At 41.6% G+C, this 23,959-nt stretch carries 20 protein-coding genes; 1 reads left to right on the top strand and 19 read right to left on the bottom strand.

What is annotated here, in order from left to right; translation table 11 throughout:
- Window positions 1-17 precede the first annotated feature (17 nt).
- The 8 genes from ACQRBH_RS08295 to ACQRBH_RS08260 form a co-directional block, all read right to left on the bottom strand.
- Window positions 18-1,175: an L-aspartate oxidase gene (locus ACQRBH_RS08295; protein ID WP_427761344.1), complete on the bottom strand. Its 1,158-nt coding sequence runs from the start codon at window positions 1,173-1,175 to the stop codon at window positions 18-20.
- Window positions 1,176-1,241: 66 nt separating this feature from the next.
- Entirely contained in the window at window positions 1,242-2,147 is a 906-nt protein-coding gene (gene nadA / locus ACQRBH_RS08290) for a quinolinate synthase NadA (protein WP_427761343.1), read from the bottom strand.
- Window positions 2,148-2,334: 187 nt separating this feature from the next.
- On the bottom strand, window positions 2,335-5,751 hold the full coding sequence (locus tag ACQRBH_RS08285) for an FtsX-like permease family protein (protein ID WP_427761342.1): 3,417 nt from the start codon (window positions 5,749-5,751) through the stop codon (window positions 2,335-2,337).
- Between the two features lie 175 nt (window positions 5,752-5,926).
- Entirely contained in the window at window positions 5,927-7,489 is a 1,563-nt protein-coding gene (locus ACQRBH_RS08280; protein WP_427761341.1) for an FGGY-family carbohydrate kinase, read from the bottom strand.
- Window positions 7,490-7,509: 20 nt separating this feature from the next.
- Window positions 7,510-9,252: an FAD-binding oxidoreductase gene (locus ACQRBH_RS08275; protein WP_427761340.1), complete on the bottom strand. Its 1,743-nt coding sequence runs from the start codon at window positions 9,250-9,252 to the stop codon at window positions 7,510-7,512.
- Window positions 9,233-9,619 carry a DUF1667 domain-containing protein gene (locus ACQRBH_RS08270; RefSeq protein WP_427761339.1) on the bottom strand — a complete coding sequence of 129 codons (387 nt, stop codon included), beginning with the start codon at window positions 9,617-9,619 and terminating at the stop codon, window positions 9,233-9,235. The genes ACQRBH_RS08275 and ACQRBH_RS08270 overlap by 20 nt, the downstream gene beginning before the upstream one ends.
- Window positions 9,616-10,899: an NAD(P)/FAD-dependent oxidoreductase gene (locus ACQRBH_RS08265; RefSeq protein ID WP_427761338.1), complete on the bottom strand. Its 1,284-nt coding sequence runs from the start codon at window positions 10,897-10,899 to the stop codon at window positions 9,616-9,618. Before ACQRBH_RS08265 ends, ACQRBH_RS08270 begins: the two co-directional genes overlap by 4 nt.
- Window positions 10,896-12,620 carry an NAD(P)/FAD-dependent oxidoreductase gene (locus tag ACQRBH_RS08260; protein WP_427761337.1) on the bottom strand — a complete coding sequence of 575 codons (1,725 nt, stop codon included), beginning with the start codon at window positions 12,618-12,620 and terminating at the stop codon, window positions 10,896-10,898. The genes ACQRBH_RS08265 and ACQRBH_RS08260 overlap by 4 nt, the downstream gene beginning before the upstream one ends.
- Before the next feature lie 177 nt (window positions 12,621-12,797).
- Between ACQRBH_RS08260 and ACQRBH_RS08255 the strand changes: the two genes are divergently transcribed.
- Window positions 12,798-13,352, top strand: coding sequence for a TetR/AcrR family transcriptional regulator (locus ACQRBH_RS08255; RefSeq protein WP_427761336.1), 555 nt, complete (start codon window positions 12,798-12,800; stop codon window positions 13,350-13,352).
- A 113-nt stretch (window positions 13,353-13,465) separates the two neighbouring features.
- On the opposite strand, the gene ACQRBH_RS08250 is transcribed toward ACQRBH_RS08255, so the two are convergent.
- From ACQRBH_RS08250 to ACQRBH_RS08200, 11 genes are all read right to left on the bottom strand, one after another.
- The gene (locus tag ACQRBH_RS08250; protein WP_427761335.1) at window positions 13,466-13,987 is read right to left on the bottom strand and encodes a flavodoxin domain-containing protein; all 522 of its coding nucleotides are present in this window, start codon (window positions 13,985-13,987) and stop codon (window positions 13,466-13,468) included.
- A gap of 806 nt (window positions 13,988-14,793) precedes the next feature.
- Window positions 14,794-14,973: a hypothetical protein gene (locus ACQRBH_RS08245; protein WP_235233551.1), complete on the bottom strand. Its 180-nt coding sequence runs from the start codon at window positions 14,971-14,973 to the stop codon at window positions 14,794-14,796.
- A 53-nt stretch (window positions 14,974-15,026) separates the two neighbouring features.
- The gene (locus ACQRBH_RS08240; RefSeq protein ID WP_427761334.1) at window positions 15,027-15,410 is read right to left on the bottom strand and encodes a hypothetical protein; all 384 of its coding nucleotides are present in this window, start codon (window positions 15,408-15,410) and stop codon (window positions 15,027-15,029) included.
- A 412-nt stretch (window positions 15,411-15,822) separates the two neighbouring features.
- Entirely contained in the window at window positions 15,823-16,467 is a 645-nt protein-coding gene (locus ACQRBH_RS08235) for a hypothetical protein (protein WP_427761333.1), read from the bottom strand.
- A 232-nt stretch (window positions 16,468-16,699) separates the two neighbouring features.
- Complete coding sequence (locus tag ACQRBH_RS08230) at window positions 16,700-19,882, bottom strand: type 2 lanthipeptide synthetase LanM family protein (protein ID WP_427761332.1); 3,183 nt, start codon at window positions 19,880-19,882, stop codon at window positions 16,700-16,702.
- A 94-nt stretch (window positions 19,883-19,976) separates the two neighbouring features.
- Complete coding sequence (locus tag ACQRBH_RS08225; protein WP_427761331.1) at window positions 19,977-20,126, bottom strand: hypothetical protein; 150 nt, start codon at window positions 20,124-20,126, stop codon at window positions 19,977-19,979.
- Between the two features lie 25 nt (window positions 20,127-20,151).
- Window positions 20,152-21,021 carry a sensor histidine kinase gene (locus ACQRBH_RS08220; protein ID WP_427761330.1) on the bottom strand — a complete coding sequence of 290 codons (870 nt, stop codon included), beginning with the start codon at window positions 21,019-21,021 and terminating at the stop codon, window positions 20,152-20,154.
- Between the two features lie 208 nt (window positions 21,022-21,229).
- Window positions 21,230-21,433: a hypothetical protein gene (locus ACQRBH_RS08215; RefSeq protein ID WP_427761329.1), complete on the bottom strand. Its 204-nt coding sequence runs from the start codon at window positions 21,431-21,433 to the stop codon at window positions 21,230-21,232.
- Window positions 21,434-21,473: 40 nt separating this feature from the next.
- Window positions 21,474-22,193: a LytR/AlgR family response regulator transcription factor gene (locus ACQRBH_RS08210; RefSeq protein ID WP_427761328.1), complete on the bottom strand. Its 720-nt coding sequence runs from the start codon at window positions 22,191-22,193 to the stop codon at window positions 21,474-21,476.
- The gene (locus ACQRBH_RS08205) at window positions 22,190-22,759 is read right to left on the bottom strand and encodes a hypothetical protein (protein ID WP_427744628.1); all 570 of its coding nucleotides are present in this window, start codon (window positions 22,757-22,759) and stop codon (window positions 22,190-22,192) included. Before ACQRBH_RS08205 ends, ACQRBH_RS08210 begins: the two co-directional genes overlap by 4 nt.
- Window positions 22,760-22,976: 217 nt before the next feature.
- Window positions 22,977-23,954: an ABC transporter permease gene (locus ACQRBH_RS08200; protein ID WP_427761327.1), complete on the bottom strand. Its 978-nt coding sequence runs from the start codon at window positions 23,952-23,954 to the stop codon at window positions 22,977-22,979.
- Between the last annotated feature and the right edge of the window lie 5 nt (window positions 23,955-23,959).

Here is a 23,959-nt window from a genome sequence, read left to right as displayed (position 1 = left end):
GTCTCCTTCTCTTCACACTATAAGCGTCCAATCTTTTGTGCTGCCCGTTTTGCAAATACCATACTCTCCAGTAGCGAATTACTTGCCAGACGATTCGCCCCATGTACACCATTGCAACTCGTCTCACCAACAGCATACAGATGATCCATAGAAGTCCGGCTGTCAGAATCCACCCAGATTCCACCCATAAAATAATGCTGCGCCGGCACTACCGGAATACATTCCTTCGTTACATCGTACCCTTCTTCGAGACAATGCTGGTATATATTCGGAAAATGCTTCATAATCTCCTCTTTCGGGATATGCTCCATAGAAAGCCATACATATTCGGAACCGTCTTTCTCCATCTGTTCATGAATAGCCTTTGTCACCACATCCCGCGGCAACAGCTCATCAACAAAACGCTCTTTCTTCTTATTATATAACACAGCACCCTCTCCTCGCACAGATTCCGATATTAAGAATCGTCGTCCCGGCTTTTCAGAATAAAGTGTCGTCGGGTGAATCTGCACATAGTCCAGATGTTCCAGGCGAATGCCGTGTTTTTTCGAAATATCAAGTGCATCACCTGTCAAATGTGGGAAATTCGTAGAATGCTTATATTTTCCGCCAATACCGCCACTTGCCAGAATCGTATTCTCTGCATATACAGTCAGCTTACCATGTTCATTTTCTGCCAGAATACCGATACATCTTCCATCTTCTTCAATAATATCCGTCATAGCTGTATATTCATAAATAGTCACATTGTCAAGTTTCTTGACCTGTGCCAACAGCTTACTTGTAATCTCCTTTCCCGTAATATCCTCGTGAAATAAAATTCGTGGTTTTGAATGAGCACCTTCTCGTGTATACTCAAACTCTCCATCCTTTTTTTCAAATTCCACTCCATATCCAACCAACTCGTTGATAATATCTCTGGAACTTCGAATCATAATATCTACAGATTCTCTGCGGTTTTCATAGTGCCCCGCCTTCATTGTATCTTCAAAATAGCTGTCATAGTCAGATTCATCTCTCAAAACGCATATTCCTCCCTGAGCCAGAAAAGAGTCACTGCTCTCCAGATCTGATTTTGTAATCATAAGAATCTTCTTGTCCGAGGGCAGATGAAGTGCACTGAACAGACCAGCCACTCCTGTACCAACAATAACAACATCGGTATATATCTTCATCTTTCAATCCTTCCCGGTGCCAAAATGCCCCATTTATTCGCAGATACTTTTTGTTCTGCCTCCTCTTTACTTCGCAAGCTCCAGCATTCTCTCCAATGGTTTCACAGAAGCTTCGCGAAGCTCTTCTGTAATCTGGACTTCATTCTCTCCTGTCTCCAGAACATGCAATATCTTTTCCAAAGAATTCTTCTTCATATTTGGACAGGTCGGAACTGACTTCGGAAAATAAAACTTCTTTTCCGGATTGTTCTGACAAAGCTTATAAGAAACTCCTTCTTCCGTACAGATAATAAATTCTTTTTCTTCGCTTTCAGTCGCGTATTTAATAATCCCGGACGTACTTCCAATATAATCAGAAATCTCCAGAATCTCTGTCCTGCATTCTGGATGAGATAATACTTTTGCCTCTGGGTGTTCCTTTTTTACTTCCAGAACTTCCTCTGCCTGCATTCTTTCATGCGTCGGACAGAATCCTTCATTATACACAAAATTCTTCTCCGGCACAAGCCCTGCAATATAATGAGCCAGATTACGGTCCGGAATAAAGAAAATGTTTTTATTGGGAAGTGCCTTTACAATCTTCACTGCATTCGCCGAAGTTACACATACATCAGAATATTTCTTCAATTCTGCTGTAGAATTGATATAACACACAACCGCCAGATCTTCATATGTATCCCGCATCTTCTGAATAATCTCAGGATCTGCCATATGCGCCATCGGGCAATCTGCGCTCAGATCCGGCATAAGCACTGTCTTCTGGGGATTCAATGCCTTGGCGCTCTCTCCCATAAATTCAACACCGCAGAATACAATGGTCTGCTCTTTAAGCCCAACGGCTACTTTACTAAGATAATAGGAGTCCCCAATATAGTCTGCAATTTCCTGTACTTCCGGCTTCACATAATAATGTGCCAGTACCACTGCGTTCTTCTCTTTTTTTAACTCATTAATCTTATCTACGATAGTCATAACTTTTTCTCTCCTTTTTCAGACTCAGACCATTATACCACTGTAATTTACATATGACAAGACAGTTGTATTTACAAGTATTGTTTTTTGGAGATAAATGGAATCCTGTGGATTATAATCCCAATCACAGATATTCAAAGGTAATAAAAAAGAATGGGAAAAGATATCATAACCTTTTCCCATTCTTTTAATCTACAGATTTTAGTGATTCTGCCATGCTGATGCGTTTTAATTTGCCATTCATGACAAGATCTACAAACCAGGCAAATGCAAAAGTCAACAGTATACTATACACATAACTGACCGGTGCAATCCGGACATCAAATGCTACCTGATCTACCTTTACCTGTGACATCACGAACATATGGAAATATTTGCCAAGCACAAGCCCTGCCAGCGTTCCTATAAATGTCAATATCATGTTTTCACGGAATACATAACTTGCAGTCTCATTCCTATAAAAGCCCAGTACCTTAATCGTTGCGATTTCTTTTATACGTTCCGTGATATTGATATTGGTAAGATTATACAATACAATAAATGCCAGTCCGGCCGCACATACAATAATTACCACTACTACCAGGTTCATACTGTTCATCATATTGGCGAAACGAGTCTTGGTATCTTCAGATACCGTTACATTCGTTACTTCATCCATCTTCATCAGATCTGCAGAAAGCTGATGCACATCTGCTTTTTCTGAGGCGTTGATATAGACAGCATTCAGAGATGCGTCCTCCCCCATGTATTTCTCATAAGTTTGCGTCGTCATGTATACATAATTTCTAATGTGATTTTCAAAGATACCACTGACTTTAAGTTCCATGGTCTCATGGTCCTCATCCTGTAGTGTAATGGTATCTCCTACTTCTATCTCATAGTTCTCTGCAATCGCCTCGGAAAGAATACACTCTCCCTCTCCCGGAAAAGATATTTCAGTACCATCCGGATCTTTCAGATGTACAAATGGCGAGATATCTTCCTTCTCATCCACTGCAACCAGATTGATACCCTTCAATTGGTCTCCATGAACAAGATCCATACTCTTTTCCATCACATAGATAGACTCCGATACCTCTTTACCAAGTGACTTCTTAATCTCATCCTTTGTACTTTCCTCTGCTTCATCTGTCAATGTTACACTCATATCATAGACCTGAATGTTATCATACTGGTCACTGGCAATATTGGTCACTGAATCCCTGACACCAAATCCGGTGACAAGTAATGCTGTACATCCGCTGATACCGATTACCATCATCAGGAACCGTTTCTTATAACGAAATACATTCCGATAGGACACTTTATATAAGAATTTCAGGCGTTTCCAGATAAATGGCACTCGCTCAAGAAGCACTCGCTTTCCGGCCTTTGGCGCTTTTGGTCTCATCAGCTCCGCTGCCACCTCACCAAGTTCCTTGCGGCAAGTCAGGAACGTAGTTCCGGCAGAACATGCTACAGACACAATCAATGAGATCAGACCAAGCTGCCAATCCAATACATATGACAGTTTTCCTACATCGTACATCATTCCATAGGCATACCAGATGACATTTGGGAACAGCCAGGTTCCGCCAAAGAATCCAATCATACAACCTAACACTGCTGCTGTGCTTGAATAGAACAGATACTTGCCCATAATCGATGACTTACTATAACCCAGTGCTTTTAACACACCGATCTGCGTTCTCTGTTCTTCAATCATCCGGCTCATCGTAGTAATACATACCAGTGCCGCTACAGCGAAGAAGAATACCGGGAATACATTGGCAATTCCATTGATGATTGCCGAATCACTCTCGAAACATGCATATCCAACATTCGTATTTCGATCCAACAGATAGCTTTCCGGTGATGCAAGATCTTCGATCTCTTCTCTTGCATCCGCAATCTTCTTCTCTGCATCTGCAATCTCATCTACAAATTCCTGATAGCCTTCCCCATACTCTGCCAGACCATCGTTATATTCCTGCCATCCATCCTGAAGCTCTGCTTTATTCTTTGCGATCTCAGCTTTTCCACTCTCAATCTCAGCCTCTCCTGCAAAGAATGCATTCCAGCTTTCTGCTATCTGCTTCTTTCCAGACTCAATCTGGGCTTTGCCGGAATCCAATTCCTTCTGGGCAGCCTCCAGTTGGGCTCTTACTGCTGCAAGCTGGGCATCTGCATCATCTAAGTTCTGTCTCTGGGCATCGATTGTTTCCTGCGCTGTCTGAATCTGTTCCAGATGATTCGTAATCTCTTTCTGTTTTTGAGCAATCGCAGCGGAAGCACCTGCAAGTTTTCCATTCATAATGGCTATTCTTTGTGCAGCAGACAGGGTGCTTGTGTCAGTTCCTTCTCCGGTACTCCCTTCCGACAATCCTGAAAGTAATTCATCCACCGCCTCTTCCAATGGCGCAAGAATCGCTTCTTTTTGTTCTGGCGGAAAAGAATCCAATGCGGCCGCATCTAATAAATCAACCTGTTGTTGCAGCTTTGAGACTTGATTCTGTGCCTCATTTAGCTGATTTTGTCCAGCTTCTAATGCCGCTTTATTCTCATTCAACTGCGTCTGACTGCTTTCCAGCTGTTGTCTTCCTTCTGCTGCCTGCGCTTCTTTTTCCACTAATAGTGCCCAGTTACTTTCCAGTTCTGCCGCACTACTATTTAATACAGCTTCATTCTGAGCAAGTTCTGATTCCGCATTCTGTAGCTGTGAACGGCTGGCATCCAGCTCCTTCTGGCCATCAGCCAGTTCTTTTTTTGCATCAGCGATCTTGCGGTCCGCGTCTTCCAGCTTCGCTTTCGCCTCCTCAAGTTCTGCTCTTGCATCGGCAAGCTCTGCTTCTCCCTCCGCTCTTCCATCAGCCAGTTCCTGTTCCGCATCATTCAACTTCTCTTCTGCATCTGCCAGGATTCTTGCATAGTGATGTTCTGCCGCCTCTTTCGCCAGATCTTCCCATTCCTCTTCCTTATCATCCATATAAGCATCATATTCATCACTGTATATCTCATAATCCTGATCAAACTTCACCAGAATCTCTGTATAATAGTCTGTATCAAAGCTCTCCCATGGAAGATACATGAAGCCACTGATGCGTCCATTTCCAAGAGAAGTATTGCCTCTCTCAAACTGTATATAATTGGAGGATTGCGCCAGTCCTACAATGGTATATTCTGTTTTTGTAAAGCATTCCAGATCATCTTCATCGTTCGTATCCGAAAGCACCAGCGTCTGCCCGATATCTTTCTTGGTAAAACAAGAAGAATCCAAAAGACACTCTCCGGCATTCTTCGGCATACGGCCTTCCATAAGTTCAATTCCATTTATATCTTCCGGGAGATTATAGGCCTTTAACACCATTTCATTCTCTCCGTCAATATTGCACAGAACATCCATATTGAAGACACCTTCTGCGTACCTTACATCCTTCTGCTTAGCAAGGAAGTCCACATCCTCTTGTTCAAAGCCAAGAGAAGACAATATCCGGTAATCATAGAATTGCTTCTCCGTCAAATATTGATTGACCGTCTTTACCATAGCAGGCTGTGTCACTTTCAGACCCGAAAAAAGGCCGACTCCCAAAGCAACAATCGCAAGAATCGCAAGAAATCGGCCCATACTTTGTTTAATTTCCCGTGTAGTAGATTTCCACATATTCGACTTCATTTTCCACCTGTCCAAAAAAGCATAAATTGCAGATATTTTTCAATAATATAGAATTATTTTAACATCTTTTGGCACAAGATTCTATTAAATATCTGTGAAAAATAAATGAATCACTTGGGCGAGGTATTCACTCTGTCAGATCTTTCTCATGATAGATCTCATATAGTCTTTCGTACAGTCCCGAAAGCTTTCCATAGATATTCTTAAACACTTCCTCATAGAGCCTCTCGTAGATCTTGTGCTGCTCAAGATTCGGTTCAAAGACATCCTTTTTATGCACCATGGATTCCACGGCTTCCTCATAACTTGAGAACACACCAAGCCCTACAAATGCTGCCATCGCACATCCGATTCCGGTCACTTCATAGCTCTGGGTCCTGATTGCAGGAATTCCGAACATATCGGCGGTAATCTGGCAGATCTCCCGGCTCTGCGAGCCTCCTCCGCCAAGATACAATTCCTGAAATTTATGGCCAGATCTTCGCTCCATCAGCTTCATTCCATCCATCAATGCAAAGTTGATACCTTCTATGATTGCCCGGTATATATGAATCCTCGTATGCTGGTCTGAGAATCCAATCACTGCCCCTCTTGCGTTCGGCATGGTAATATTCGGTGTGAAATACGGCTGGAACAAAAGCCCCTCACAGCCTGCCGGGATCTCTCCCAGTCGCTGATTCAGGAGTTCTTCTGCCGACAGGCCAAGCTTCTTCGCCTGCCCAACTTCCTTTTCTGCAAACTCTTTCTTAAACCAGGAGATGAGCCAATACCCCCGGAATATCTCAATCTCCGGAGTAAATCGCCCCTGGATGATCGAATCATATGGCGGGATAAAACGTTCTGGCTCCAGATATTTATCAATGGTAAATGTTATCGTTGCGGTTGTCCCCAGACCAATGGCTGCTTTCTCCCTGCTGACACATCCAAGTCCCAGGATCTCACAGGCTTTATCTGAACCTGTTGCAATCAATTTCATTCCTTCTGGAAGGCCTGTCTCCTCCGAAGCCTGTGCGGTAATCGTACCAAGTACTTCCCCAGATTCTTTGATCTCACACAGCTTCTCTTCTTCTACATCGAATACCGGACGGGTCAGTGCTCCTTTTCTCTGCCAGTTTCTGGACTGACTGTCGAACGGGATATGCCCTACCTGGCTTGCTGCCGCATCCACCATCTGACCAGTTAATCTGAAAATAAGATATCCACTTAGCAGCAGGTATTTGTATGTCTTTTCCCACACTTTTGGCTCATTCTCCCTGATCCAGTTACAATGAGACTTCTGATACTGCACATTGGCAGTCTCCTCCATCCCCACTGCTTTAAAGAGCATACGGGTGACCTGAGAAAACTTCGGTTTTCCCTCGGCTTTTCGCTTATCCAGCCACAGAATCGCCGGGCGAAGCGGTTTTCCATTCCGATCAACACATACAACAGTATCACGGATCGTAGTGATAGCTGCCGCCTCAATCTTTTCAAATATCTCTGGATACCTCTTTTTTAAATCCTGCGATGCCTGACAGATATTCTGATAATAAAAATCGGCATCCTTTTCTGCCCAGTCCGGGTTCGGAGATTCATACGGTTCCTGGTGCTTCACCTGGCTTTTTGCCAGGATCTCGCCTCTCTGATTGATCAAAAGTGCTCTTGAACTCTGCGTTCCTACATCATACGCAAGCACGATTCTATCTTCCATTGCAGTCCCCCCTTTCACTGCTACTGGATATCTTCCCGCAAGAATCGTTTTTCCTCTTCTTTCAGATCCAGACCAAGCGTACCGCCTGGATTCATCATGTTATCTGGATCAAAATATTCTTTTAACACTTTAAATACGCCATACTCTTTTCTTCCCAGCTGACCTTCCAGCCATGGTGCAAACATCTTTCCAATCCCATGATGATGGCTCATGGACGCACCAGACTTCTGGATCGCATCCAGAATTGTGGCATGATATGCCTTAAATTCCTCAGCATCCGACATTCTTGTGATAAAGATAAAGTACAGATTCGCTCCCTGTGGATAACAGTGGGACATATGTGTAGTAACAATGGTATTCGGAAGTGCATGACATACCTTTCTCACTTCCTGATGCACTTTCGCCATATTCGACCAATTCACCGTACACTCTAACGTATCCGTCATAATTCCAAAGTCCAACAAGGTATCTCTCAGATACGGATCGTTGAATCTTCCCTTTTCCCAACTCTTGGTCACGAAAGATGTCAGACTCATTCCGCCGTATTTGTGGGCGATCCGCTTAATATTCTTCGCTACATTTTTAGAAAATCCTTTCTCTCCGTCAGTAAATCCCAGGAACAGGCATCTCTGCATATCCACATATCCACGCATATCCAGAAGATTCCAAAGAGGGGTCTCATCTACATTATAAAGGCGAAGCATCAGATTGGTCTCTTCCGGGTCAGACAGGCGGAATACGGATGCATTGCCGGCCTCGCACTGCATCATTTCCCGTGCTGCTGCCCGGGCAACCTTCCAGTTCTTAAAGATAAAGGAGAAGCGCTTTCTGTTCTCCGGCATATAGCGGAATACCTTTAATGTTACCTCCGTCAACACTCCAAAAGCCCCTTCACTTCCCATCATAATCTGATTCAGATTCGGACCGGTGGCCTCTCTTGGATAATGACTGGTCTGGATCGTTCCGATTGGCGTTGCATACTTCTGTGATAATACGATATCGGTGATACATCCATAATAAGTACTGTTCTGTCCGGCACCTCTGGTCACTACCCAGCCGCCCACACTGCTGTATTCAAAGGACTGTGGGAAATGTCCACAGGTATACGCTCTTTTGGCTCCGTATAACTGCGGTGCATTGTTCAAAGCTTCTTCCAGCTGTGGCCCTGAGATTCCACTCTGTACGGTAATCGTCTGGTCCACTTCGTTAAAGCTTAGTACTTTATTGAATCTCTTTCGCATATCCAGAGAGACCCCGCCCTTGGTCGGCTCCACCCCTCTGGTCACACTGCTGCCACCGCCATACACATACAATGGAATCTTCTGCTCCGTACAATACGCTACGATTTTCTCCACTTCTTCTGTTGTTCCCGGATACAGAACCACATCCGGCAGGCTGTCAATCTGACGCTGACGCAGTCTTGCAGCATCATACCCGGTCTTTCCATAAGCAACTGCAAGTCTTGGATAATCTTTTGTTGTTACATTGTCTTTTCCCAGAATCTCCACAAATGCATCCAGATGCTTCTGCTCCAGATTGCATGGTGCATCCAGCTTGACCGGGTCCATCCCGATATCACCTGCATAAGACTTAAAATCATCGTCCGTCATCTTGAACTTCTCCTTCATCATCTTATACAAAGATTCCTTCGGATACTTCACAAACTCTGGGTCTCCCCATCGGAAAATAGACCGATAACTGTCCTTTGGAGCAGCCTCCTTTACCCATTTTGGTTCAAATCCTTTATACGGTTTCGCACTCATTTTCATTCTCCTCTCTACTCAGTCGATTACTCGTCACAATAATATCTACACCTGATCCAAGAACATTTTCCAGCAACACATCCCCCCGTCTGACATGCCGGTCCACCAGGATATGATTGATCTCCTTCATAACATCAAAGATTCTCTCTTTTGGAATCTCGCCGGACACCCGAACCGGCAATACCGGTACTTCCGGATAGATGGTCCGGACTGTGCTGCAGATGGTTCTCATCGGATGTGTCAGCTCTGCAATGGCAAATGCTTCTCCTCTCTTACATTTATTGCCTGTAACATGGAGTATTCCTTCTACTTCTTCAATCTGCAGCGTACATCCATTGGGGCAGGTAATACACGTCATCTCCCTCATCTCTTCCCGCCTCCTTTTGCTTCCTTTCGAACGGATATCTTCACTTTAGAAGATTCTGTCAGGTGGAATCTCTGGAAATCCAGTTCCAGATGCTCCATCTCTGGCGGTTTCAGATTCGTATACTTCTTCTCGAATACATTCTTCCCATCTATCTCAATACATAACGTACCATACGGTATCGTCTCTCTGCTTCGAAAATACATCACAACATGTTCCAGTCCCTGCTCCAGATTCAGGCTCTGTGGTACCAGATACTGTAAGGATGCATCTGTATCCAGCTGTACCTTCTTCCTGCCTGGTTTCCAGTTCTTCCGATAGCCTGCCGCCGCCTTCCCGGCAAGTTCACCACTTTCAGATACATAATCCACCAGGTCATTGACATGGAGTGCATTTCCACAGGAGAACACTCCTTCTACATTGGTCATAAACAGATTATCACAGGCAGGTCCTTTGGTATGTCCATCCAGTAAGACCCCCAGATTCTCCGCAATCTCATTTTCCGGAATCAGGCCGACCGACAGAATCAAAGCATCACACTCTACCAGCCTCTGCGTTCCCGGAATCGGCTGCATCTTCTCATCTACCTTTGATATCTCTACAGCCGTCAGTCTGTCCTCTCCAAATACTCGTGTCACCGTATGGGACAGATGTAATGGGATGTTGTAATCCTCCAGACATTGAACAATATTTCTCGTAAGACCGGATGGTTCTGATTTCACTTCATAGACGCCTTCAACCTCTGCACCTTCTAACGTCAGGCGACGTGCCATGATCAGGCCGATATCGCCGCTTCCCAGAATGACACATTTCTTTGCAGGTATCTCTCCCATCAGGTTCACAAAATGCTGTGCCGTTCCTGCGGTAAAGACTCCTGATGGTCTGGTTCCATGGATGAACACCTGCTTTGCCGTCCGTTCCCGGCATCCCGTAGCCAGAATGATCGTCCTGGTCTGATACTTCTGTACACCCTTTTGGTTGACCGCTGTTATCTGGAAATCTTCCTCTTTCTTGCAGATATCCGTAACAAAGGTCTGTACTTCATACTCTATGTGCAGTTCGTGGAATTCATCTTCGAATCGCTCCACATATTCTGGTCCTGATAGCTTCTCTCCAAAACGAAGGAGACCAAATCCATCATGGATACACTGCTTAAGGATTCCTCCCAATCGCTCTTCTCGCTCAATCAAAAGCACTCTTGCTCCTTCTTTTCTGGCAGAGATTGCTGCGGAAAGTCCTGCGGGGCCTCCGCCAATTACAAGTACATCGTAACTTTGCATCATTGTACCCCCTTTGTCTTTCCATAGCATATTATGGAATTTTCCCCGGATTTTCTAACTTGTTCGACTGGAATATTCTGGTGTTCACTGATAATTCTGGTTACCAGAGGCATACAGAATCCACCCTGACACCTTCCCATTCCCGGGCGGACACGCTTCTTAATTCCATCTACCGTTGCTACCGGGATTGGGGAATTCAATGCATCCAGAATCTCTCCCTTACTGATCTCTTCACACCGGCAGACTATGACTCCATAATCTGGATTTTCCTGAATCAATCGGTCTCTTTCTTCCTCCGGGAGATTCTTCACCTGTGGAATTCCCTTTCTTTTTGGCTGGAATTCTCGATTCACTTCAACCTTTTGCGACTGTTTTAACTCATGAACCGCCATCTCTGCCACATCGACTGCAACCGCAGGCGCAGTTGTCAGTCCTGGCGACTGTATTCCGGCACAATGAATCAGGTTCTTCGTCTTACGCCCTTTTTCTATCACAAAATCTTCTTCAAACGTTGCCGGTCGGACACCCGTAAAATATGTAATGATATCTTTCTTCGAGAGCTTTTCCGACGTCATCTTCTGCTTTTCAAACACTGCATCAATGCTGGACTGTTCCGTTGCAAAGTTCTCTTTTTCATAGGTTTCAATAGCATTCGGCCCCACCAGCAGATTGTCATGGGCAGTATGGACAATGCCGCCTCCCTTGGTATGTGCTGCGTTATGGGTCAATTTCTTTATCGAAGAGATTCCCTTCACAAGGCTTCCGGTCTTTTTGTCCAGAATCGAATTGGTTCCTTTTCTGGGATGAATCGAAAAGAATCTGTCCCCTGCCATCTCAGCCACATCCTCGGCAAATACTCCGGCCGCATTGATCACCAGCTTCGGGTATATGGTTCCGCGATTGGTCTTAACACTTTGAATCCTTCGTTTTGATACTTTCATTCCAAGCACGACCGTATTCAGACTTACTTTTGCTCCATTACTCACTGCATTTTCCCCATATGCAATCGTCAATCCATAAGGGCAGACACATCCGGCACTTGGATTGTAAAGTGCAAACTGAAACTCCGGATTCAAATTCGGTTCTCTTCGGTGAAGCTCCTTTCCCGACAGAATCTGTGTGTCCGTCACCTTGCAGATGTGCTTACGCTGCCACGCATACAACCAGATAAATGGATACACGATCTTATCTGTGAAGCCAACGTACTGTCCGCATCTCTGAAATGGCACATCCAGATCTTCGCAGACCTGATCAAACATACGATTGCCCCGCACCACGTACTTCTGCTTCAATGTTCCACGTCCCAGATCCACTCCGGGATGCACTTCTCCATCATTCCTGCCTGATGCCTGCACAGCAAGATCTGCCTCTTTATCCACCAGCAGGACACCCAGCTTCCACTTCATTAATTCTCTCGCAATACTACACCCGGAGATGCCTCCGCCGATAATCAGGACATCCGGCTTCGCCCCTTCCAGCTCTTCATCCCTGAGTGAAGGAACTCTCATCGACGGCATCTGCACACCATCCAGCACTACATCATTGACCACATGGACTCCCGGCTGCTTCACCACACACATGCTGCAGGCTTCTACAATATCCTCCCACCTGGACATATGACCAGATACACGAATGATTCTTCCTTCCACCGACACCCTGACACTGTCTCCAAACCGCTTTCGCAATTTATGATTCAGTTTTTCTTCCAATGCTTCTTTTTTCATCCACTCACTTCTTTCTATGAGTCGTCCACGCGACCGACTCTAAGTTTATATTAGCAAATCTGTACATTAAAGTCAACATTTCGCTCTATTTTCTCGACATTTCACACAAAAGAAGCTATACTGTATACATACAAAATGCGTGAGCATCTTTCATTAAGATCATCAAGAGGGGACACTATGGCTGCACCAAGAAAAGATAATGTAAAAGAATTAATTCTAAACGCTACAGAAGAATTATTAGAACATAAAAAATTATCCGACATCTCCCTGGCTGAGATTGCCAGAGAGGCCGGAATATCAAAAGGAACACTTTATTATCATTATAAGAATAAGAACGATATCTTATTCGATATTACAGACAAGTATCTGGATCAGCAATATCAGGACCTGATCACATGGACGGAAGACGAGACGAAGGACACGTCTCTTCACCGGCTGGTCAAGTATGTATTGGAACGAGATGTTGCAACTGCAGATATGCGGCTTCATCTTTTCTATGATGCGATGATGGGAAATGAACAGATCCGTCAGAAGCTTCTGAGCCGGTACTGTGAATTTGCTGAGATCATCTCAAAAAAAATCGGAGAACGAACGGATTCCGTGTCCTCCGATTATCTTGCATGGCTGCTTCTGCTCCTTTCCGATGGTCTGTTCATCCATAAGACTTTGGATAATCCCAAGCTGGACATTGCAGACTTTATCAAACGGTCGGAAAGGTATCTGAGCAGATAAATAGAAATCCATATTCCTCAGATATCTGACTGTTGCTTCTGAAAGTTCCCGGCAACAGAAACTCCTTCCTCATCACACTTCCGAAGCATTTTCCGTTGCCGAAAAACATATGATTACTTCAACATATCCAATATCGGCTCAATATACTTTTGATCTGTCCAGTCGCAGCTGTCATCTCCAGCAGCCACCAACGCCTTCTCCCAGACCTCATATTCGTCTGGCTGCTTTTTTGTGACTGCTTTTCTTAACATTTTGCACAAATTTCTATCCACAACATTCATTGCTTCCATATCCCATGCTCCTCTGCAATAGAAGCAAGGAATGTCCGTTAGTCTATCTTTCATATTATGTTGTACAATCTCTTTAAATGCAGTTTCATCATAAGGAGATGCCCCAACACAAAATACTATGATTTTCTTTTCCTGCAGTATATCAATATTCTTTCTCAAAAAGGAGATACCTGCAATTCCAGATGCATAAATGCCTCCTCCAAGGATTATAATATCGTACTTTTTAATATCTCCTATCTTTGCTTTCTTCGTCTCAATCACAGGAAATCCTGTTTTCTCCGAAATCCACTCTGCATATTTCTTCGTTGCCCCATATTTTGATTGATACAATACTACACCATTCATAAAGCTTCTCCTTAAATTTTGATTCATCTCATTCTAACATGCTTCTTTGCAAAATGCTATGAATTACAGACTCTTTGGAGTTTATTTTTTATTATTGGATATCTATACTACAAATGAATCCTTCTTGTATAAAAGAGGTCAAAAACTGGATTAATACTGTACAATAGCACAAGAGATGCCGAACAGTTAACTGCTGACAGACACCCGTTTTTAATAGATTATAGCACGAAGAAAAACAGCAGGAAAGGAGCCAGCCCACGCCTTTCGGATTTTCCTTACTGTCCAGCCACTCTACATAAGATGAAGAACCGCGCGTCACATACTTGAAGCGCAGATCAATGCAGATATTTGCCAGCGCATCCGTGGAAGTATAGGCTTTCAGATGTTGGATTTGAGCCCGAATACCGAGCAATGCCGCCACGGAAGGATTGACACCTAAACTGGTCAGAATCTTGTGACACTGTTATAGAGATTGTCTTCTACCGTTATCTTAGAATCCTGAAGTGTTCTACCCCCACAGAGACTTTCGCTGCATATCATCCCGTAATTATAAGGGCATCTATCCTCTCTCAATCCGCTTTATCCCCAATCATCAACTAACATGGATCTATATGTTGTGATTTTAGATAAAGAATCAGTAAAATTGCCGCCAGCAGAAATAGATGCCCCTTCATAGGAGAAACTTATCGATGAAATTCCCGGCATATTTTCATGTACATACTCTAACCTCAAATCCGTTATCACATTATCATTTACATGAAACATATAACTTGGTTCAAAAGATACAAAAGCCCATCCACCTGGATTTATTTGAATCTTAGGCGAAATGTTAGGGCTTTGCAACTGAGCATACCTTTTTCACACAAATATTCCTTTTTTTCTTCAATTGTTATACATTCTTTTTGAGTTTCCGCCTTTACGCCATTGCTGCAAAACAGAAAAAGCGTCAGTGTAGCTGCTATTATTTTGATAACATTTTTCTTCATCAACTTCCTCCATGTATAATTAATGCTTTTTAACATGTACTTTATAAATGAAATTAATTTGTAATATACAGACAATAATATTTGTCGTTTCCCAGCGTGACCCGAAAGATTCCCCAATTTCCTTCTGGAATATTCCAACGATATAGAAACGGAGCAACTTTTCGCACGTTAACATCAATAAGACTGTCCACAGTTTCATCTTGTACCTCCACGGCTTCATTTCCAATATAAAACATATAGACGTTCTTTATGCTCTTATCATTCGCATCAAACTTTCTCGCAGCGCCCAGATCATACTGCTTTTCATACTGATCTACCTTCTCTTTTGTCAGAATTCCGGTTTTTATAAATGCAATTGGATACACCCATAACAATAAAGCAATAAGTGCTGCAACTCCGGCAATAATATATACATATCGTCTGGATTTTTTCTTCATTCTACCTCGCAGTTATCTGAAAGAGCCATGTGTTGATATGGCAGTCCGCACATGGCTCTTTCAGATGAACTCTACTTCTTTTTTTACTTTTCTAACCCTTACTTCTTTTTTTTGACTATAAGATAAACACAATTATATACGACAACCAGCCATACATATCCTTTTACAAGCGTTAAGATTAGTGGCCTGTAGTCTGGATGTGGTACCCCTGCGAAATGAATCGCAAACAAAAGAAGCACTCCTGTTACAATCAAACAATAAGAAATTAAGCGCAACGTTTTTTCCTTTTTTTTCATCCTTATCACTCACCTCTCTGTTTACAGGAAATACTAATTAATTACGGGTCTTCGCAGAATACTTCCCTTTTTCTATATTATATCTTATATCTTCATACAACACTAGAAGTTTATAATTAAACTGTCACATAAGATATATAGTCGCCATATTTGCTGCCGCCCGCAGGAGTAAATGACCATACATATTTATAATTGGTTACACTTCCGGCATACATAGCATAAACATGCGTGCGGACAACACCATATTGAACTTGTACTGCTATAACACCTAATGCTGCTGAGCCGATTTTGGCTATTACTGCTGCTGCTGACACCCCACCTACTGTAACGGCTATTATTGCTGCTAAAGCAGCCGCGGTTGTCGAAGCACCCCATGATATTTTTTTAGATGTAGTGCCCAAATCTGTATAATTAGAATACGGACCTGCCGTTTCTGGAATAGTTTCCATATCCGAAATTGCCACATATGTGGAAGTTTCTTCACCATTAACAGACATTGTAGATGTATTTTCATCATATTCAATAATGTCCAACTCATGGGTACAAACATTTTCAACCGAAATCATACGATTTCCAGTGGAAGTATAGGAATATTTGTAAATATATTCTGCGCCATTAACAGTAACTGTTTCTTCCAATTCGTTACTATAAATGTCTTTTGTGTCTTGAACTTTTACTTCTTTATCGGAAGCAAAAACCACAGTATTGAATAGCAATGCAAAACAAATCGCAACAGCAAGTATCTTCCTAATCTTTTTCATAGTATATTCTCCTTTTCTTTAACCAATTACTATATACATAATTATAATCCTTATTGGGCAAAACCCGTCACTCGAAAGCATGTATTACAGGATATCCGAATGAGTATATTTTGTCATTCACCTCCCCTTAGTTTTATCAGACACTCGCGAGATATCATTGTCTATATACTCATATTAAATATACCATTCAAGTTGTCAAGCAATTGACCATGAAGACACTCTTATTAGACCATTATATTTCTTTATTCAGAAAATAATACAGAATCCCACCATATCCGCTCATCATCCCAGGATTCATCCGTTCTTGCGGCAACAGTTTAAAATCACCAACCAATCGTATCTTCGATTTCACCTCCATTTCCTCTCCCAAAGTTTCATTCAGATATTCCATGATCCACACATTACCACATATCCCATGGCATAGGCACCAGCTATCCCTTTTCCAATACTCTCTAACTTTTGCGTATGCCCGCAATATATCTTTTTTGAGGCGTTCTTCCCATTCAGAATCTTCCACAACCTGATAACAATATATCCTCGAAGCCAGGACTCCCGCTGCTCCATGACACCATGCAACCGTATCAATCGGAATCTGTTCTGAACCTTTTCCTCTGATATCTGCCCAATTGTTAATTTGCGGACGGTATAACGACTCCTCGTACGCCCAGATATGCTCTGCCAGTTTCTTATATTTTTCTATTCCAGTCTCTCTCCATAGCGCAATTACCGGTATCAGCACTCCGCTGTTCCCATGAGCCATCCCTGCCATAGGCGGTGTTCCTTTTTCTGTAATCCAACCAATTCCGGCTTCTTGCTTCTCCCTCTTTTGTTCCAATACCCTGAATGCCCGTTCTGCCATATCCAGGTATCCCCGATTACCGGTAACCTGATATGCAAGAAGCAATACTTGTGCTGCTCCTGCATTTCCAGAGAGCAGGTCATAATTTTCATCCTTCTCTATCAACTGTTCCACAATTCTTGCATGTTTCCCGGCATATTCCAGATACTCCGCTTCTTTGCTCTGTCTGTATAAGGTCAGATAGACATAGAGAATCGAACTTTCTCCGTTATATGCCCCTGTATTTTCTGACTGCAGATCGCCAAGCGATGACATCCCCCTGTCCGTATACTGAAAAAGCATATGCTTCAACGTTGTATAGATTTTTCTTATTTTTTCTGCATTTTCCACCAAATATGAATGATACCCTCCGACATTTCCCGAAAAGTCTACTTCCGTCCGCCGGATTCTATCTGCCAGACGACACTCATCCGCACATCCTGCACTACCTACCTCCGGCTGGATGGCTCTGTCCGATAATGCATACATTAGCAATAACATTCCCGCCAATCCGTCATATAGATACATCCCCATCGGACTGATATTCCATGTCTTGCTTCCTTCTGAGGAAAAATGTGCTATACGCCAGTTCACCTCTGTCTTCACCGGATTCCATACTGCGTGTTTCAGTACCTTTTCTGTCAGCCTTATAGCGATTGATTCCATATCCTCTCGCGTCATTACTGCCTGATCACTCTCCTCTGCACGGTATACACGATTCATACACTTTTCCTGGTTTTCTGACGTTAGTTCTAATGATATTCGGATGTATTCCGCTTGACTCTCAAGATCCGCCTCATCCAGATCATCTAGTCTCTGATACAGCATCTCCATACCCGAACATGCGAAATATCCGGTCATCTCCTCACCCTGCGCCGTTACCAGATTCCTTCCATCCAGACAATAATAAAAATACGGAATATCTCCATTCAAAAGACTCTTGATCTCACTCTCAACAATCTGCCTGTCATCTTCCCCACGCCCCTTCCATAAGGAATGTAAGAAGATCTCTCGCTCTGCCCCGTCCATCATCAGGCTGGGATGATAGGAACTTGATAAAAGCATGCTATACCGCTGCGTATCTGCTGCTAAGACCCTGCTTCTGGTTCCCTGTAATAACCTTAGCATCTTTTTGAATTCTTTTTTATGGCTTATCACTTGAGAATAAGCGCTTGTGTATCCGTCCAGGATCTCTTCTTCATATAATACCGGATGATAAAACTGCCCCTGAACAGCAGCCAGGTTCTGCGTATTCTGTGAATACGGATACGCATACTCAATATGCATCTCTGATGTTCTGCCACCAACGACTCTTGGGACTCTAAACGGATACTTCTGTCCCTCAATTCCACTGATTCCGCTTCCATCCACTCCATTGCCACTGCGATTCCAACTGTAAACAGGCAGCAAGCCTGTACATAACACGGATCTCGACAGCTGATAAATTATCTCTTCGCCTGCCGTTGTCCTGCTCCTGTTATGCGGATGATTCACGAAAGTCTCCAGATCGACCAATATCGGATATTCCCCTGATGCAATGACATTCTCACAGTGCAGGTCTTTCGTCCCAAGAAAATATGCCAGGAACAACTGAACTCCCAGTCTCTTGTAATATCTTCTGATCGACTCCTGCGAAGTACAGGCCTTATATTCTACAATGGCGCTCCAACTGTGATCCTGATACGACAGCATTCCATAATATCCTTGTGTGATTCCGGTTTTTCCTTCCAGCCATTTTAAGAGACTCTGATAATTCTGCTCATTCTCCATAGAATGCGGCTTGTACAATAGTTCCATGCCATTATCCAGTCTAACTTTTAAAACCTGTCTCCCCCGATTATGTACATCCGAGAATCCACCTGAGATCCTTGTGATCTTCTTCGTTTTCTTTCCTTCGCACAGAATCTGCCGAATCTGATCCCGTTCTGTCTGAAAATGCAGAATAACTTCGGCATAATATTCAGACAAGCATTCTATGCGTTCTTCCATACACCTGTATAACACAGGATACTTTTCAAACAATGTCTCTATAAACTCCGGCTTACAGACAACTTCCCGGCAAAAATAATCATATTCCTTTTTTGAATCCTGTCCTTGCAGATATCCTTTCAATCTATAATTATGTAATTCTGCAATTAATGTCCTTAAGCAAATTGCCTGTAATTGTTCTGCCAGGTGCAACATGTAGTCTTGATAGATCTCTTCTGTATAAAACTTCTCCTTACCTTGTAATAACTCTGCTAATCTTTCTTTGCCATATCTTAGTATTTTCTCATAAAACTCTGTGAAAAACACTTTTTCTTCCATTCGCCTTTTAAAAGGAGAATTTTCCTGACCGCTTAATGGCATATTAATATATTCTATTAATCCTCCATTACCCAATCCATTATTACTTGTTATCTTTCTTACCTTGTATGGCTTTCCCTTCATATAAGCATTCAAATTAGTGTTGTGTTTCATAGAGATTCTTAAGATATCTTCGCCTAATAACCTTTTCCAGAATTCATATTTTTTCTCATCAATTTTACATTTCGGATTCTCAGTAAATTCTCTTTCGGATAGATAACTTTTTTTCACATCATCCTCCTCCATACTTTTACAAATCATATTTGCAAAATGCAAAAGCAGTATGTATCATAATAAGAACCTACCACTTTTACCTTCCAGAAGATTAGCAACAGTATATTGTCAGAAAATGACCACACCCAACAGTCTTAGAATCGACACTATAAAGCCGCTCCTTGTATGGCAGTAATTTGTCAATTTCCACAAGTTCTTCTGGTAAATCTCCTACACACTCAAACAGAAATTTTTCTTCCATATACTTTCCCTCGCTTTCTTTAAAATTATGAAACTTTTTCGTCATCAAAAAAAGAAAGATTTACATGAACCCCATCCTCTTGTACCTGACAACCAAAAGTACCATCATATTTTTTGACTATTTTTTTTATGCTTTTTATTCCATATCCATGTATATTCTTATTCTTTTTCGTAGAAATAAGTTCTCCACTTTTTTGCAGCGGTAATTCTTCAATACTATTTATTATTTCTATAGAAAAAATAAAATTCTGCTTTTTCATTTTTACCTCTATGCGCTTGCCCTTATTTTGTATCTTTTCACAAGCCTCTATTGCATTGTCTAACAGGTTGCCGAACAAAGAAATACACTCATTGTCCGAAAAAGGCAACCCTGTAAGTTGTGTTGTAGATATACAAAACTTAATATGTTTCCTCTCTGCTTCTGCTTTTTTCTGACTTAGTATAAAATCCAACACACCTTCGCCAGTCCAATTCCGTATATCCGTATATAAAAGTTCTCTACTAATCTCTTCTATATACTTGCTCAACTTCTCCCATTCCTGCTCCCGCTCATATCGTTGCAAAATAATAAAATGGTTCTTCATATCATGGACTATTTGATGCGTCTTTAACATCTCTTGGTATTTTTCACTCATCATATTTTCCCGTATGATTAAAATTTCTTTTTCCTTCTTTAAAATCTGATATTTAAGAAGGAAAAGTCCTGCAAATAAGATCATTACCGAAATTATCAGTAAAGAAATCCCACTGTCAACTCCCCGTATCTGTTCTTTACCTTTTACCATTCGTACCATCACAATCTGATAATTTCTCATGAGCATATAAAGCAAAAAATTCATTGCCAACAAAATCCATCTGTACTCTTGTATTTCTCTGCCAATATCTGCTTTCTTCATCTTTAACATATGAATCATATACCAGATTATTACTCTGGAAACTACATAAATAGTACTTTTCCAACAAGACACCGCATAAATAAAAACCACATGTTTAAAATCTGCTTTCAGAAAATCCATACACAAAAATGCAAAGAAAAAATCTAACACCGCAATTAATATATAACCGGCGAACACAACTCCTATAATCGAAAACCATGCTTTTCTTTTAATCGACCATACACACAGACTTGTTACAATAATACTGAAAATCAGCATAACATACGAGAAAAAAGCCACTGATCGGTTCACCGCTAACAAACTCCCCAAAACTATAATATTTCCCCATATTATAATCTTCTCTTTCTTCCCCAGATACTCCTTCTCCAGTATCGTAATATACACGATCTGGTACACCAGCCATATTTCCCATATGGATGTTGCAGCCAAAACACCTTGCAATACCACTTCTCTCATTCCTGATTCCTCCAGTATTGGCTAATCTGATCTTTTACTTTCATTATCTGTGCCCGGCTAATCGTTATCCTTTCATTTTCCTCAAGATAGACGGTATTCCCCCTTACTCTTATAATGTGATTCATATTCACTATGTAACTCCGGTCCACCAATATAAATATGTCACTATCTAGTTCTTTCAGAAGCTGACTGATCGTTATCCTCTCCCTACAAACATCATCCGCCATAACATATTCGACGTATTTTGAAGCCTTCGCCTTTCGAATGCAGATGATATCCTTATAATAGATCTTTCTTCGATCCAGGTTCGTACCAATCCAACGATACTCTTTGCTTTCCCGAACCATTCTATGGATTAGCCCCCGCATGACCACCGGAAGCCTATAGTCCATATCTTCCTTCATGATATATTGGTATGCATTCAGTCTGTAACTTTCTGCTGCGAATTCTGAATGCGAAGTCAGAAATATAAGATACATCTCCGGGTATTTTTCACGCACAATCCTTCCCAACTCCACGCCACTTATCTTCGGAAGTTCTATATCTGTCAAAAGGATATCACACCCACAACCCTTCTCCAGATAATCCAGGAATCCCTCTGCCTTTGTATACTGCACAATCTCTATTTCTACCGAAGGATCTGCCGATGACTCTATACATTGATACGTCATCTCACGCATATTCTTCTCATCTTCAACAATCGCAATCTTTATCATAAGTACCGCTCCTCAGACAAAACATAATATCGATTCTCATTTATATTATGAAACACAGTTTCTTCTTCATTAACATAAAGTTTAAACGTTTTTTCCCACAATATATGATCCGCATCCTGCTTTATGACCTTTCCACAGTGATATATATACTCTCCCTCTTCTCCATTTGATACCTTGTCCATAATGTCTTCCACCACATCTCCAACCCTCATGGAATGCAGTACCGGATTCCATCTGCCCAATAATTGGCTTATTTTCACTTTCGTTAGTGGTACCTTGGTACAACGCCATTTTTTTTTAGGAAATACCTCTTCAATATCCATTTTCAAATACTTCAATATTATATTGAATTCCGTTTCTCCACTTTCATAGGGATAGCCTAACTCCAAATACGCATAGATATGCCAAACTGCTTTTTGCAGATAACGAATATCCTCAGTTACCTCATATCTTTCTCGCAACCAGGAAATACTCTTCTTTAAGACCTCTTTGCTCGACAATCCAAGGCTCTCGATATTACCAACTCCCAATTTAATGCTCTCAACTTCAACTATATTATATATCATCGTACTATGCCATCCTTTTATCTTTACAGCGCGCCAAGATTTACTATTTGTAAATCAATTGCATATTTCTTGTAGTATTAAAGTTTTTATCTTCTCACCTGAATTTATTATAGCATAATCCAATTTTTAAAAAGAGATTTTGGCCTTAAACAGTATGACTTCTGACCATTGATTAAAAAATCATCAAAAAGCACGCACTCTGAAAATTGTTTCTCTTCTAAGAATGAAGGTGGCGCTCTGCATTCGCAATAACCTTTTTGACAACAAAAAACAACTTACCAAATAATCTTATAACTATTTCTGTAAGTTGTTCTGTATACAAACCAACACTGTCATAAAGAAAACACCAAAACAAACTTCGATAAAACAATTGCTGTTCTTTCTTTACCTTTTCCATTAACACAATCCCTTCATTTAACAGAAAAAACAGGATAGAAACAACCGCGACTGCTCCTCGCAAGGCTCTCCATTTTACCTTTGTTGCCTGCGACATTTCATATAATTCTTCTCCATCTGTAATTTCTATGACTTCCGCATTTGGATCTTTATCCAAAATTGTCTCTGTCGCTTTTTGAATAATATTTTCCTTATCTTCTCTACTTCCAGCAAGTATCATACCGGTAAACTGTATTCCGTTTCCTGATTGATATACCTCTTTCATAGCGGAATAAGGAATCAAGATTCCCGGATATATTTTATCTTTAACAAACCCTATAATTTCAAAATCTGTGTTATGAATAGAAACCAAATCTCCCTCTTTATAAGAATACTTTTCTGCATATTTTTGGTTCAAAAGACATACTTTTTTACCCTCCTTCAATTCGTAATTTTTAAACATACGTCCTTTTATTTTTGGAAATGGGTACATATAACACTCATCTATGCCTTTGACTGGAACATACTGATGTCCCCACTCAGCGAAATCTTCCTCATAATATCCGCTCACTGATACATTTTTCGCACCTTCTATTTTCATATCCAAGAAATCATCACTAAACCAATCAATCTGAACAGCTCTGTCCATGTTTTCAAATGTCGTAAAATGAATTACCTGATCTACAGACCTTATGTTTGCCAAACAAAATGCCGGCAATAAAAGACCTAAATAGAAAGAAATAATATACATAACATATTCTTTCTTTCGATATGTAATTTTAAATAATATTTGTCGAAGCTGATAATTGATTCTATTCATATTTT

It is taken from the genome of Bariatricus sp. SGI.161 (assembly GCF_050313695.1).
Lineage (GTDB): Bacteria > Bacillota > Clostridia > Lachnospirales > Lachnospiraceae > JAFBIX01.
The sequence above is the reverse complement of the archived record's forward strand: the minus strand, read 5'-3'. Positions and strand labels throughout refer to the sequence as shown.